Origin of the sequence: Streptomyces triticisoli (genome assembly GCF_003270085.1) — a bacterium.
In the GTDB taxonomy this organism is placed as follows: domain Bacteria; phylum Actinomycetota; class Actinomycetes; order Streptomycetales; family Streptomycetaceae; genus Streptomyces; species Streptomyces triticisoli.
In genome coordinates this window covers 1-13,322 of record NZ_QFDQ01000133.1, presented here as the reverse complement: position 1 = coordinate 13,322, position 13,322 = coordinate 1, and the positions used below count along the sequence as shown (strand labels likewise).

At 72.1% G+C, this 13,322-nt stretch carries 16 protein-coding genes; 3 read left to right on the top strand and 13 right to left on the bottom strand.

Annotated elements, in window-relative coordinates; all coding sequences use genetic code 11:
• Both DEP02_RS19100 and DEP02_RS19095 read left to right on the top strand, forming a co-directional pair.
• Positions 1-906 (top strand): diacylglycerol/lipid kinase family protein (locus DEP02_RS19100; RefSeq protein ID WP_269809367.1); only part of this gene is annotated, 906 nt, incomplete at its 5' end.
• 111 nt (positions 907-1,017) lie between these two features.
• Positions 1,018-1,839, top strand: coding sequence for a class I SAM-dependent methyltransferase (locus DEP02_RS19095; protein WP_112468912.1), 822 nt, complete (start codon positions 1,018-1,020; stop codon positions 1,837-1,839).
• Positions 1,840-1,879: 40 nt separating this feature from the next.
• Here DEP02_RS19095 and DEP02_RS19090 read toward each other — a convergent pair whose 3' ends face one another.
• From DEP02_RS19090 to DEP02_RS19030, 13 genes are all read right to left on the bottom strand, one after another.
• Positions 1,880-2,161 (bottom strand): gas vesicle protein K, encoded by a 282-nt coding sequence (locus DEP02_RS19090; RefSeq protein ID WP_112468911.1) that lies wholly within the window; start codon positions 2,159-2,161, stop codon positions 1,880-1,882.
• A gap of 3 nt (positions 2,162-2,164) precedes the next feature.
• On the bottom strand, positions 2,165-2,356 hold the full coding sequence (locus DEP02_RS19085; protein WP_112468910.1) for a gas vesicle protein: 192 nt from the start codon (positions 2,354-2,356) through the stop codon (positions 2,165-2,167).
• Positions 2,353-3,123: a GvpL/GvpF family gas vesicle protein gene (locus tag DEP02_RS19080; protein WP_112468909.1), complete on the bottom strand. Its 771-nt coding sequence runs from the start codon at positions 3,121-3,123 to the stop codon at positions 2,353-2,355. The genes DEP02_RS19085 and DEP02_RS19080 overlap by 4 nt, the downstream gene beginning before the upstream one ends.
• Entirely contained in the window at positions 3,120-3,494 is a 375-nt protein-coding gene (locus DEP02_RS19075; RefSeq protein ID WP_112468908.1) for a gas vesicle protein, read from the bottom strand. Before DEP02_RS19075 ends, DEP02_RS19080 begins: the two co-directional genes overlap by 4 nt.
• Positions 3,491-4,606, bottom strand: a complete 1,116-nt coding sequence (locus DEP02_RS19070; protein ID WP_112468907.1) for an SRPBCC family protein — start codon at positions 4,604-4,606, stop codon at positions 3,491-3,493. Before DEP02_RS19070 ends, DEP02_RS19075 begins: the two co-directional genes overlap by 4 nt.
• A complete protein-coding gene (locus DEP02_RS19065; RefSeq protein ID WP_112468906.1) occupies positions 4,603-5,301 on the bottom strand; it encodes a DNA primase in 699 nt (232 codons plus the stop codon). Before DEP02_RS19065 ends, DEP02_RS19070 begins: the two co-directional genes overlap by 4 nt.
• The gene (locus DEP02_RS19060; protein WP_112468905.1) at positions 5,298-5,561 is read right to left on the bottom strand and encodes a gas vesicle protein GvpG; all 264 of its coding nucleotides are present in this window, start codon (positions 5,559-5,561) and stop codon (positions 5,298-5,300) included. Before DEP02_RS19060 ends, DEP02_RS19065 begins: the two co-directional genes overlap by 4 nt.
• 4 nt (positions 5,562-5,565) lie before the next feature.
• A complete protein-coding gene (locus tag DEP02_RS19055; protein WP_112468904.1) occupies positions 5,566-6,336 on the bottom strand; it encodes a GvpL/GvpF family gas vesicle protein in 771 nt (256 codons plus the stop codon).
• On the bottom strand, positions 6,333-6,764 hold the full coding sequence (locus DEP02_RS19050) for a gas vesicle structural protein GvpA (protein ID WP_112468903.1): 432 nt from the start codon (positions 6,762-6,764) through the stop codon (positions 6,333-6,335). The genes DEP02_RS19055 and DEP02_RS19050 overlap by 4 nt, the downstream gene beginning before the upstream one ends.
• A gap of 58 nt (positions 6,765-6,822) precedes the next feature.
• Complete coding sequence (locus DEP02_RS19045; RefSeq protein ID WP_112468902.1) at positions 6,823-7,188, bottom strand: gas vesicle protein GvpO; 366 nt, start codon at positions 7,186-7,188, stop codon at positions 6,823-6,825.
• A gap of 104 nt (positions 7,189-7,292) precedes the next feature.
• Positions 7,293-8,234 carry a non-homologous end-joining DNA ligase gene (gene ligD / locus DEP02_RS19040; RefSeq protein WP_112468901.1) on the bottom strand — a complete coding sequence of 314 codons (942 nt, stop codon included), beginning with the start codon at positions 8,232-8,234 and terminating at the stop codon, positions 7,293-7,295.
• A complete protein-coding gene (locus DEP02_RS19035) occupies positions 8,231-10,078 on the bottom strand; it encodes a transketolase (RefSeq protein WP_112468900.1) in 1,848 nt (615 codons plus the stop codon). The genes ligD and DEP02_RS19035 overlap by 4 nt, the downstream gene beginning before the upstream one ends.
• Before the next feature lie 8 nt (positions 10,079-10,086).
• On the bottom strand, positions 10,087-11,769 hold the full coding sequence (locus tag DEP02_RS19030) for an NAD(P)/FAD-dependent oxidoreductase (RefSeq protein WP_112468899.1): 1,683 nt from the start codon (positions 11,767-11,769) through the stop codon (positions 10,087-10,089).
• 404 nt (positions 11,770-12,173) lie between these two features.
• Here DEP02_RS19030 and DEP02_RS19025 point away from each other — a divergent pair, with 404 nt between their 5' ends.
• Positions 12,174-13,130, top strand: coding sequence for an LLM class F420-dependent oxidoreductase (locus tag DEP02_RS19025; protein ID WP_112468898.1), 957 nt, complete (start codon positions 12,174-12,176; stop codon positions 13,128-13,130).
• Positions 13,131-13,322: the final 192 nt, after the last annotated feature.

Below are 13,322 nucleotides of genomic sequence, written 5' to 3'. Positions count from 1 at the left end.
GCCCGCCCCCGCGCCGACGTGCCGGCGCTGCCCGGCGGCGAGGGCCTGGTGCTCGTCGCCAACAACGGCTCGGGCACCGCCGACCGCGCCCGGGCGCTGCGCGGCGCGCTGCCTCGGGCGGAGGTCGTCGAGTGCGAACCGGACGACATCCCCGCCGAGTTGGAGAAGGCTGCGGGCCACGCCCGGGTGCTCGGGGTGTGCGGCGGCGACGGCACCGTGAACGCGGCCGCCGAGGCCGCCCTGCGCCACGGCCTGCCGCTCGCGGTGCTGCCCGGCGGCACGCTCAACCACTTCGCCCACGACCTCGGCGTGGAGGACGTACGGGACTTCGGTCGCGCCCTGGAGAACGGGGACGGCGTGCGCGTGGACGTGGGCCGCTTCCGCTCCGGGAACAAGCAGGGCATCTTCCTCAACACGTTCAGTCTGGGCGTGTACCCGGAGCTGGTGCGCGAGCGGGAGCTGTGGACGGACCGGATCGGCAGCTGGCCGGCCGGGGTGCTGGCGGCCCTGAAGGTGCTGCGCGCCGACCGCCATCCGCTGCAGGTCGAGTTCCAGGGCCGGCCCCGCCCGCTGTGGCTGCTGTTCGCCGGCAACGGCACCTACCACCGCATGGGCCTCGCCCCGGGCCGCCGGCTCGACCTGGCCGACGGGATGCTCGACGTGCGGGTGGTGCACGGGGGCCGCACGCCGGCCCTGCGCCTGCTGTTCGCCGCCCTCGCGGGCCCGCTGACCCGGTCCCCCGCTCACGCGGCGGTCCAGGTCGGCCGGCTCCATCTGACCGGGGTCGCGCCCGGCACTCTCCTTGCCTACGACGGCGAGGTGGTGGAGGTGGAGATGGAGGGCGAGGTGTGGCTGGAGACGCTGCCGGAGGCGCTGACGGTGTACCGGCCGCTGCCCGGAAGCTGACCCCCTGTCAGTCCATATGACAAAACCCGGGTCTCATTGTTCGGCACGCGCGCGTACCGTGATCCCTATCACCCCACGGGGTCGGGTGACGAGAAGAGAAGGGGCACAGCCATGCCGAAGCAGCGGGAGACAGCCGTCTACACGCACGGGCACCACGAGTCCGTACTGCGCTCGCACACCTGGCGCACCGCCGCCAACTCCGCGGCCTATCTGCTCGGCTCGCTCGAGCCCCGTATGAGGATCCTCGACATCGGCTGCGGCCCGGGCACCATCACCGCCGACCTGGCGGAACTGGTTCCCGACGGGCACGTCACCGGCGTCGACCGGGCGCCGGGCATCCTGGAGCAGGCCCGTGCCACGGCCGGCGAGCGCGGGCTGACCAACATCGACTTCGCGGTGGCGGACGTGCACGCCCTGGACCATCCGGACGACACCTTCTGCGTCGTCCACGCCCACCAGGTGCTGCAGCACGTGGGCGACCCCGTGCGGGCGCTGCGCGAGATGCGCCGGGTGACCAGGCCGGGCGGGTACGTCGCCGTCCGCGACGCCGACTACGCGGCGATGACCTGGTACCCGGAGGTGCCCGGCCTGGACGACTGGCTGGATCTGTACCGGCGGGTGGCCCGCTCCAACGGCGGCGAGCCGGACGCGGGCCGCCGGCTGCGCTCCTGGGCACTGGCGGCCGGCTTCACGGACGTCACGGCCACCTCCGGCACCTGGACCTACGCCACCGACACCGAGCGGGAGTGGTGGAGCGGGCTGTGGGCCGACCGCACGCTGGCGTCGGCGTACGCCGAGCGCGCCGTCGCGGGCGGCCACGCTACCGAGGAGCAGCTGCGCGCCGTGTCACGGGCGTGGCGGGAGTGGGGCGAGCGGCACGACGGCTGGTTCGCCGTCCTGCACGGAGAGATCCTGTGCCGCAAGGAGGCCTGACTCCTGGGAATTCCCGGAGTTTCCCGCAGTTTCCCGCAGTTCACTCCCGGGGAAGCAGCGGTCCCAGCGGCCCGAGGTCCAGGTTCAGGTCCTCGGGCCGCAGTCCGTAGCGGTCGCGCAGCTCGGCCATGCGGTCCTCCAGGAGCATGAGCGTGAGCCCGATCCGCTCCTCCTGCTCCTCGGTCAGGTCCCCCTCGTCGAAGCGGCGCAGTGCCTGCCGCTCCATGAGCTGGCGCAGCAGTTCCACCACGGTGAGCACGAGTTTCACAAGATCCCGCTCCACCGTGTCGGGCTCCAGTTCCAGATGCTTGCGCCGGGTCACGGGTTACTCCTCGAGGGCCTCGAACGGCGACGGCACTTGTGCGTTCACCGAGCTGATCAGTGCGTTCAGGTCGATGCGGACGAGGTCCACGTCCGCGATGCGCAGGGTGACGTCCCCGGTGATGACCACCCCGCCGGCCAGCAGCCGGTCGAGGAGGTCGACCAGGGCGATCTCACGGCGTTCGACGACCGTCATGCCTCCTCCCCCGGGGACTCCCCGGCGAAGGAGTACGCCGCCCAGGGCCCGGTGAGTTCCACGCGCAGTCCCGGGGCGTCGTCCTTCGTGCGGTCCACGAATTCCACGAACTCCTCGGAGTCGCGCCGCGGGACCAGATAGGCGGCATTGAGCACATTGCGCCCCGCCGCGCCGGAAAGAGCGGGGTTCTGCGGCGCGTGCAGCCGGGAGTCCTCGGCGAAGTCGGCGAGTTTTTCGTGCAGCCGGGTAGCGAACGCCTCCGCCTTCTGCCACATGTCCTCGCTCGCCCGCGTCTGCTGCCGCCGCTGCCGCAGGTAGTCCCGGCCCGACGCGGCTTTCGGCGCGGGCTGCGTGGCCTGCTCGGGCTGCTCGGGCTCGGCGTAGATCTTCACGCCCCATTCCACGCGCCCCTCCAGCCGGTCCAGGGTCTCGCGGAAGTGGTCCTCACGTGCCTCGATCATGGAGCGTACGCCGCTGTCGTCCCGGAAGACGGTGGCGAGCCTGAGCGGCAGCGGCGTGGTGACGACGGTGAGTGCGTCGATCACGCCCTGGTGGGCGCGGGCGGTGGCGGCCAGCCAGTCGAGGTCCTCCAGATGGGCACGGAGCGGTTCCTCGGCGAAGTCCCGCTCCGGCACCTCGCTGATGACGGCGACCAGGCCGTGGTGGTGCAGCGGCTTGGCCGGGGCCCCCGCCACCCCGGTCAGCTGCGCCTGCAGGGGCGCGCCGAGGGGGCGGCAGACGGCGTAGACGTACCGGAGTCCGCTCATGGTGCCTCCTCTCTGCGGACGCCCTCCCTGCGGGCGTCCTCCCTGCGGGCTCGGCCCTGCTCCAGCTCCAGTTCCTCCAGGCGTGCCAGCCGCTCGCGCAGCTCGGCGTTCTCCCGGGCGAGTTCGTCGCGGCGGGCGCGGGAGGAGAGCGCCGGGTCGCTCTCCCACCAGTCGATGCCCATCTCCTTGGCCTTGTCCACCGAGGCGACGACGAGCCGGAGTTTGACGGTGAGCAGCTCGATGTCGAGCAGGTTGATGCGGATGTCGCCCGCGATGACGATTCCCTTGTCGAGGACTCGCTCGAGGATGTCGGCGAGGTTGGCGCCGCTGCTCGGGCCGTACGGTTCGGGCAGCCGGCTCGGTGTCGTCATCGACGGCTCCCGCCCTCGGCGTACTCGTACTCGCCTTCTTCCTCTTCCTCTTCCTCAGGTTCTTCCTCGTACTCGCCCTCGGGCTCCTCTTCACCTTCTTCCTCTTCGCCCTCCTCCTCTTCGTACTCGCTCTCCTCCTCGTCCGGCTCCTCCTCTTCCTCGTCGTAAGCGGCCTCCTCCTCTTCGGGCTCCTCCTCGGCGCCCTCGGCGGCCTCCTGCTCCTCCTCCGCGACCGCGTCCTCGTGGCTGCGGACGACCTCGCCGTCGCGGATCTCGCCGCGCCAGGCTTCCTCGACCTCCGCCTTGAGAGTGATGAAGCGGGCGAAGTTCTTCAGGTCCAGCCGGGCCCGGCGGCCCTGGGCGCGCCAGATGTTGCCGGTCTTCTCGAAGAAGCCGCTGGGGTAGTACTCCATGACCAGCAGAATCCGGGTGAGGTTGTCCTCCAGCCGGTGGAAGGAGACAACGCCCTTGGTGGTGCCCTTGGCACCCTCCGACGTCCACTGGATGCGGTAGTCGGGCACCTGCTCGACGGTGCGCGCCTTCCAGCTGCGGCTGGACCACCACACCTTCAGCTGCCAGTCGGAGGTGATGTCGTCGTCCTTGCTCGCGGCCTTGACGCCCTTGGCGAAGGTGCTGAAGTCCTGGTACTGCGTCCATTGGTCGTAGGCGGTGCGCAGCGGTACCCCGACATCGATGGACTCGATGATGACGGTGGGCTTGTTGCCCGCGCGCTTCTTGCGCTTGCTCTTGTCGCCGCCCCCGAGGTGCAGTGCGCCCATGACGTTCTCCTTGGCGCGGGAGGCGCCCATCTCGAGGGCGGTGCGCAGCGGCCCCTTGCCCTCGGCCAGCTTGCGGCCGGCGTCGAGGGCGAGTTTGCCGAAGCCGGGACTCCTGCCCTCGGCGATGTCGGTGAGTTTGCCGGTGGTCTCGCCGAGCTTGCGGCCGGCACCGGCCAGCAGCCGCTCGGCCTGGGCGGCGAGGTAGTCCCTCGCTTCCGCCTTGAGCCGGTCGGCGGCCTCGCTGTGGGCGAGGTCGGTCAGCGGGTTGTCCTTGGTCGCCTTGCCCGCCGCCCTGCCGACGGCGGACGTCGCGGATCCGAGGGCTTCGGTCATCGGTCACCGCCACCCTTCGGCGGCCGGGAGCGGGCAGCGCGGGTCGCGTCGCCGGCCGCGGCCGTCTTCTTCGCGGCCGTCTTCTTCCCGGCCGCGGTCTTCTTCGCCGCCGCCTTCTTGGCGGGGGCCTTCTTCGCGGCCTTCTTGGCCGGTGCGCCCGCGGACGCCGTCTCGGCGGCCTTCTTCGCGGGTGCCTTCTTCGCCGCCTCCTTGCGGGCCGGTTCGCCTCCGGGCTCCTCCTCGGCCTCGGACTCGTCCGCGGACTCGGGCTCCTCACCGGCCTCGCGGCCCTCCCGGTCCTCGTACTCGTCCTCGTATCCGCCTTCGCCCTCGGTCTCCTTCCCGCCGTTCCCGCCGGGCCCGCCGGTCTTCGGTACGACGCCGGCGAGCTGGTCGCGGACCTGCGAGGTACGGCCGTGCAGCCGGTCGGCGAGCGCGGTCATCTGCCGCTCGACCATCGCGCCCGAGGCCGCCTTGCCCACGCCCCTCAGGTCCTGGCGCAGCTGGTCCCCTATCTCCTTGAACTGGGGGTTGTTCTTCAGCTGCTGGTTGACCAGCTCCGCGAGCCGGCCCGGGCCGAGGTTCATCTTCTTGCCCGCGACCATGCTGCCCACGGCAAAGGCGAGTTTGGCCTTCTTCGTCCGTCCCAGGAGGTATCCGGCCCCTACCGCGAGGCCGAGTGCCGCTCGATTCATCGTGCCGTCCCCTCACCTGTCCCCGCGCCCCCGCGCAGGCCGATCTCCAGCCGGTCCAGGAGCTCGTCCTCCCGGCGGTCGAATTCCTCCTCGGTGATCTCTCCCGCCTCCAACTGCTCCTCGAGCTGTGCCAGTTCGGCCCGTACGGTGGCCGGGTCGTAGTAGATGCGCTCCGCTTCGCGCAGCACCTGCCGGATCACCCAGGCGCTGCCGCGCGCCGGAGCGAACGGCAGCAGCAGCACCTCGGAGATGAGTCCCATGGCATTACTCCGCTCCCGTGTCCGCACCCGCGGTGGTGCCCGCCGGCTCGGCCGGGCCGGGCTCGACGAAGCTGTACGGCGGCAACGGGCCGTTGACGCGCAGTTCGAGATGGGGCAGGTCCTTGCGGGTCTGCTCGACGGCTGCCAGGAACCGCTCGGCCTCGTCCCGGGCCACCAGGAAGGAGGCGTTGACCAGCCAGCCGGTGGACTGCGGGCCCTCGCTGACCGCGGCGGCCAGGGGCTGAAGGGCGCGTACCACCTCGCCGGCGTCCTCGGCCTCCCGGGCCTTGACCGCGGCCGCGACCATCTCGCCGAGCCTGATCTTGTCGTCGTAACTGCCGCCGCCGGCTGCCCGGTTGGCCTCCGCCAGGGACCGCAGTTCCGGGTTCTCGGCCATCACGCGGTGCAGCACGGCCTCCTCGACGTGGCTGCCCTTGACGTTGTACTCGATCTTGCCGTCCAGCTCCCGCAGGCGCTCCTTGTAGTGTTCGGCGCGCTCACCGAGCACGCCGGTGACGGTGTCGTCGTCCGGGGCGACGCTGCCGAACCGCATGGGCAGCACACAGCCGGCCGCGCCGACCTCGCTGAGCACGTTCTGGTGGGCGAGCAGGTCCTTGCGCTTGGGACGCAGCCCCTCGGGCGCGTCGCTGACGACCGCCGTCAGCTCGCCCGCTTTGAGGACGCGGACCTCGCGCGGCGGGTCGCCGACGCCGCCCATGCCCTCAGGCAGCGCGGGGTGCGAGGCGGCCGTGATCCCGTAGACGTACGTGCTCACTCCTGCTCCTCCTTCCTGCGCGCCGACGTCGTCCTGCGCGCCCTCGGCCGCTCCTCGCCCTCGCTCGAGTGCTCCTCACGGGCCTGTTTGAAGGCGTCGGAGACGGTCTGTGCGGCGCCGGACAGCGCCCCCTTGGACTTGCCGCGCGCGCCGGACTCGGTGACCTCGCCGACGATCTCGGGCAGGCCGGGGCTCTTGCGCGGGCCGGCCTCCAGGTCGAGCCGGTTGCACGCCTCGGCGAAACGCAGATACGTGTCCACGCTGGCGACGACGACACGCACGTCGATCTTCAGGATCTCGATGCCTACCAGGGAAACCCTCACGAACGCGTCGATCACCAGCCCCCTGTCGAGGACAAGTTCCAGTACGTCGTAGAGGCCGCTGCTGCCGCCTCCGCCGCCGGACGTCTGTGCCGGTACAACGGTCATGCCGACCGCGCCTCCTTGTCTGTGTGTGGGACTACGGGTGTGCTTGCGGGCAGGCGGCCTAGCGGCCGCCGGACCGGTGTGCGTCGGCCCGCCCGCGTTCGTAGCGGCGAAGGCGCCGGTAACCGGTGAGCTGCCCCTCGGGGTCGAGTTCGACCAGGTAGCTCGCCATCAGGCTCATCGTGTCGGGCACTCGGGCGAGTTCGAGGACCTCGACCTCCAGGGACCAGCCGTCCTCCGTCTGCTCGAACGAGGTGACGGATTCGGCGGTCAGACCGGTCAGTTCGGCGAACTGGGCGCGCGCCTCGCGCAGCACCTCCATCGGCCTGGGTCGGTGGGCCGCCGTACGGTTGTCGTCTTCGCTGCGTGACTCCTGCGATTCCTGTGGCTCCTGTGAATCCTGCGATGTGTTCTTTGTATTCGCCATAGCCACCTCTCTTCTCCGGGTGGCCGCAGCTTCGTCGGCCAAACCTTCGCGGGCGCGGGTGTCCCGCGGCAGGGACGATCCACCTGCACACAGCGGTGCATGTATCAGCCACGCAGTGAGTCGAGGCGGCGCCGCGCCGGGCCCAGGGCGCGGCCCCGGCGCGGCACGCCGGCCCACGGGTCGGTGCGGGCCTGGTCGACCGCGTCGGCGATCGTCCAGCGGCGGGGCCCGAGATCCGGGTCGTCGAGCTGGTCCCAGGAGATCGGGGCGGCGACGGGCGCGCCGGGACGGGCCCGTACGGTGAAGGGGGCGACCGCGGTCTGGGCGTAGCCGTTGCGCTGGATGTCCAGGTAGAGGCGGTCGCCGCGGTCCTTCTTGCGGGCGGCGGTGGTGAGCCGTTCGGGGTGGCCGGCGGCGAGCAGTTCGGCGACGTCCCGGGCGAAGTCGCGCACCTCGTCGAAGTCGTGGCGCCCGTCGAGGGGGACGATCACGTGCAGGCCGCGCGAGCCCGTCGTCATCGGTGCCGACGGCAGTTTCAGCTCGTCGAGCAGTTCCCGCAGCAGCCGGGCCGTCTCGCGTACGGGAGCGAAGTCGGCGCCGCCCGGGTCGAGGTCGAAGACCATCCGGTCCGGCCGATCGATGTGGCTGGCGCGGGACAGCCAGCGGTGCAGGGTCAGGCAGGCCTGGTCGGCGAGGTACACGAGCGTCGCCGTGTCGTCGCAGACGGTGTGCGTGACCGTGCCGCCCTCCTTGGCGACCTCGGCCCGGGTGATCCAGTCCGGGTAACTCTCCGGGGTGTTCTTCTGCATGAACGCCGGGCCGTCCAGGCCGTCCGGGTGCCGCTCCAGCATCAGCGGGCGGCCGCGCAGGTGCGGGAGCATGAAGGGCGCCACGGACCGGTAGTAGTCGACGAGGTCGCCCTTCGTGTACTCCTTGCCGGCGCCGTCGCCCTCGCCGTCGCCGCCGCCCGGGAACAGGACCTTGTCCGGCCGGCTCACCTCCACCGTGCGCCGGCCGGCCCGTACCGTGCGCGCACCGTCGCTCACGGCACCACCGCCTTCTCCACCAGCAGCCGCGCGGAGGCCGCGATCGACTCCGCGTCGATGCCCGCGGTGTGCAGCTGCTCGGCGGGCGAGGCCGAGCCCGGCATCGTACGGACGGCGAGCCGGACCAGGCGCGGCACCGGGCGCCCGTCGGTGAAGGCGTCGAGCACCGCGTCGCCGAGGCCGCCCTCCTCGCGGTGGTCCTCGACGGTGAGCAGGCAGCCGGTCTCCTCGGCGGCCCGGCGCAGTGTGTCCGGGTCGACCGGCTTGACCGAGTACAGGTCGATCACCCGGACCGCGATGCCGTCCTGGCCGAGGGCGTCGGCGGCGGCGAGCGCCTCGTGCAGGGTGACACCCGCGGCGACGACCGTCAGCCGGTCCTGGTCGGAGGAGCGCAGCACCTTGCTGCCGCCGACGGGGAACTCCTCCTCGGGTCCGTAGATCACCGGGCTCTCCCCGCGCGAGGTGCGCAGGTAGCGGATGCCGTCCAGTTCGGCCATCTCCGCGACCAGCTTGGCGGCCTGGTTGGCGTCGCACGGGTACAGCACGGTCGAGCCGTGGACGGCCCGCAGCATCGCCAGGTCCTCCAGGCCCATCTGGCTGGGCCCGTCCTGCCCGATCGCCACGCCGGCGTGGGAGCCGTTGAGGTTGATGCCGGAGCCGCTGATGGAGGCCATCCGTACGAAGTCGTGGGCGCGGGTGAGGAAGGCCGCGAAGGTGGAGGCGTACGGCACCCAGCCGCGCCGGGCCATCCCGACCGCCGCGGCGACCATCTGCTGTTCGGCGATGTAGCACTCGAAGTAGCGATCGGGGTGTTCCTTGGCGAAGAACTCCGAGCGGGTGGAGTCGCCGACCTCGCCGTCCAGGGCCACCACGTCGCCGCGTGCGGTGCCGAGCGCGGCCAGCGCCTGGCCGTAGGCGTCGCGGGTGGCGACCTGTTCGCCCGTGTCCCAGCGGGGCAGTTCGAGGCTGCCGTTGCCCACGGCGTGCAGGGAGCGGGTGGAGTCCGGCGGGTGCGCGTGGACGCGGATGTCGCGGACGCCGCCGAGTTCCTCGATCGCCTCGTCGGCGTCCTTCACCGGCTTGCCGTGCAGGCCCTCGCGGTCCTCGGTGGCCTTGACGCCCTTGCCCTTGAGGGTGCGGGCGATGACCGCGGTGGGCTGGCCCTTCGTGGAGACCGCCTCGCCGTAGGCGCGGTCGACGGCGTCCACGTCGTGGCCGTCGATCTCGACGGTGTGCCAGTCGAAGGCGCGGAAACGGCGGGCGTAGGCGTCCAGGTCGTGACCGTGGCGGGTGGGGCCGCGCTGGCCGAGCCGGTTGATGTCGAGGATCACGGTCAGGTTGTCCAGGTGCTCGTACCCGGCGTGCTCGGCGGCCTCCCAGATCGAGCCCTCGGCCAGCTCGCTGTCCCCGCACAGTACCCACACGCGGTAGTCGGCGTGGTCCAGGCGCTTGCCGGCCAGCGCGATCCCGACGCCGATGGGCAGGCCCTGGCCGAGGGAACCGGTGGCGGTCTCCACCCACGGCAGCCGTTGCGGCGTGGGGTGTCCCTCCAGGCGGCTGCCCAGCTTGCGGAAGGTGAGCAGTTCCTCGTCGTCGATGGCCCCGGCCGCCTTGTAGGCGGAGTACAGCAGCGGGGAGGCGTGTCCCTTGGACAGGACGAAGCGGTCGTTGCCGGGGTGTTCGGGGTTGTCGAAGTCGTAGCGGAGGTGGTTCGCCAGCAGGACGGCCATCAGGTCGGCGGCGGACATGGAGGACGTCGGGTGCCCGGAGCCCGCCGCGGCGGCGGCCCGCACGCTGTCGACGCGCAGCTGCTGCCCGAGTTCGACGAGTTCGTCGGTGTTCATGAGCTTCCTTAGTCTCCTTCCGCGGATGTGTCGTCACGCTTGACCGGCCCGGGGGCGGGGTGGGCGCCACGACGCCCGGCGGCCGACTTCTTCTTCCCGGCACCCCCGGCCCCGGGCCGGCCCTTGGCGGGCTCCCGACCGGGCTGGTTCCTCGCGGGCTCACCACCAGGCTGGCTCTTCGCGGGCTCACCACCAGGCTGGTTCCTCGCGGGCTCACCACCAGGCTGGCTCTTCGCGGGCTCACCACCAGGCTGGTTCCTCGCCGGTTCGGGGCCCGGTCGACGCGGTGCGGGCTCCGCGCCCGCCGTCTGGGCCTTCTCGGTGGTGTCGATGATCCCGGTGATCCCCTCGTCGGCCGCCTCGTCGGCCCCCTTCCGCCCCTCCGGCCGGCCCGGCACGCGCGCCAGCTCGGGCGACGCCGTGTCCAGAGGCACCGACCAGGACCGTACGAGCCCCAACTGGACGGACTGGCGCGGCAGTACGGCGTCCAGGAGCCAGTCCGCGGCCACCCGGACGCGGTTGCCCGGCATCGCCGCGAGGTGGTAGCCGCGGGTGACCGCGCCGGCCACCGGGCCGGACAGCGGGATGCCGAGCGGGTCGGCGGCGGCCTGCGTACCGCCGAGATCGACCACGAAGCCCAGGTCGCGGTGGCGGTAGGGGCGGCGCTCGCCGACCCCGCACGAGGCGGCGACGTTGACGGCCGCCACCTTGCCCTGCCGCCAGGCGTGCTGGGCGGTCATCGGCGTGAACCCGCCGGGGTTGTCCAGGTCGGGCACGGCGGCCGCGTCGCCGCACGCGAAGACCTCGGGCCGCCCCGGCACCTGCAGGAAGGGGTCGACGACGAGCCGTCCGCGCTCCAGCGGCTGCCCCGTGTTCTCGACGAGCGGGTCGGGCCGTACGCCCACGCACCACACCAGCGAGCGGGTGTGGACGAACTCGCCGTCCGTCAGCAGCACCCCGTCGTGCGTGGCCTCCTTCACGGACGTGCCCATCCGCACCTCGACGCCGCGCTGCCGCAGCACGCGGTCGGCGGTGTCCGACAGCCGCTCGTCCATCTCCGGCAGCACGCGCGGCGCGATGTCCAGCAGCATCCAGCGGGGCCGCATCCCCTCCCGCAGCGGGTGCTTGCGCACCAGCGAGTCGGTGAACATCTTGCCGTGCGCGGCGACCTCGGTGCCGGTGTAGCCGGCGCCCACGACGACGAACGTACAGCGGGCCGTGCAGGTCTCCGGGTCGTCGGTGGCCGCCGCGAGTTCGATCTGGCGGGTCACGTGGTCCCGCAGGTACAGCGCCTCGGGCAGCCCCCGGAAGCCGTGCGCGTGCTCGGCGACACCGGGGATCGGCAGCAGCTTGTTGACGCTGCCGACGGCCAGCACCAGCCTGTCGTACGCCAGCGTGCCCTCCCCGCCCTCGGGGTCGGTGTAGCGCACGGTGCGGGCGTCCATGTCGATGCCGTGGGCCTCGCCGAGGACCAGCCGTACGCGGCGCAGCGTGGCGGACAGGGAGACGGCGACCCGACGCGGCTCCAGGATGCCGGCGGCGACCTGGGGCAGCAGAGGCAGGTACAGGAAGTAGTCGGTCGGGTTGAGCACGGTGATGTCGGCCTTGCCCCGGGACATCCTGGACAGGGCCCGGGCCGTGCGGTAGCCGGCGAAGCCGGCACCGACGATCACGATACGGGGTCGACTCACGGTTCTCCTCCGGCGCTGTCGCGGACCAGGTACGGAACCTTCCGCGTCCCCCCGGCCGGGGCACCCAAACGTCCGTCCCCGCCGAGCAGGCCGCCGCGGCCAGGGCCTTCCGTTCGGATCAGGCCGGATCAGGGAGCGGGGTCCGGTGCTGGGGGCACCTCCCACGCTCTTCAGGCAGTGGAGGAGCATCGCACGGCGGAGGAGGGCGGCAGGGCGGAGCCCTGCCGACCGACGACAACGCGGCTGGGAGTCCCCTGCTCGAAGAGCTTGGGGGAGCGACACCAGACCCCGCGAGCCCGGCCTGACCCGAACGGAAGGCCCTGGGTCACCGCCGTTTCCGTCGCGGCGCCCGGGTAACTCGGCACGGCGACCCCCCACCCGCCCCTGCCGCGGAGGTGCCCCCCATGCCCGAGTACGGCTATCACCTGTCGTGCGAGCAGTACGGCCCGGCCGACCTCGTCGAGCAGGCGAGGATGGCCGAGCAGGCCGGCTTCCAAGCGCTGTGGATCTCCGATCATTACCACCCCTGGAACGAGGCGCAGGGCCAGAGCCCGTTCGTGTGGTCGGTGATCGGCGCGCTGTCCGAGGCGGTGTCCCTGCCCATCGAGACGGCCGTGACCTGTCCGACCATGCGGATGCACCCTGCCGTGGTGGCGCAGGCCGCCGCGACCAGCGCGGTGATGACCGAGGGCCGGTTCCGGCTCGGCGTCGGCAGCGGTGAGGCGCTCAACGAGCACATCCTCGGTGACCGGTGGCCGCCGTCGCACGTGCGGCTGGAGATGCTGGAGGAGGCGGTGCAGGTGATGCGCCGGCTGCTGACCGGTGAGCAGGTCAACCACCGCGGCACGCACTACACCGTCGAGAACGCCCGCCTCTACACCGTCCCCGAGGAACCCGTCCCGATCGACATCTCCGGCTTCGGCCCGAAGTCGATCGCGCTCGCGGCCCGCGTGGCCGACGGCTACATCACGGCGATGCCGGAGGAGGAGATGGTCACCCAGTACCGCAAGGGCGGCGGAGGCGCGAAGCTCGTCAGCGGCGGTACGAAGGTGTGCTTCGGCGCGGACCGTGACGAGTGCGTCCGTCAGGTGCACGAGCTGTGGTACAACGAGCAACTGCCCGGCGAGATGGGCCAGGTGCTGCCCACGCCCCGGCACTTCGAGCAGCTCAAGCCTCTGGTCACCGAGGACATGGTCCGCGAGAACGTGGTGTGCGGCGACGACGTGGACCAGCACGTGTCCACGCTGAAGGAGTTCGCCGACGCGGGCTTCGACCGGATCTACGTCAACCAGATCGGCCGCGATCAGCGCGGATTCTTCGACTTCTACCGCGCGAAGGTGCTGCCACAGCTTCCGCGGTGAGACACGCGACGGGCGCCCGCTGGGTCAACCAGCGGGCGCCCGTTTTGGGTTGATGCTGCGTCAGGCCATCGGGCCGGTGTCCTCGCCGCGCTCCTGGCCGCGCTCCGGCCGGTACCCGGCGGCCGTCGGTGGGGCGGACGGCACCGGCGGCACGGGCGGGTACGGCGCGCCCGCCACCCCGCCGGCCGGCGC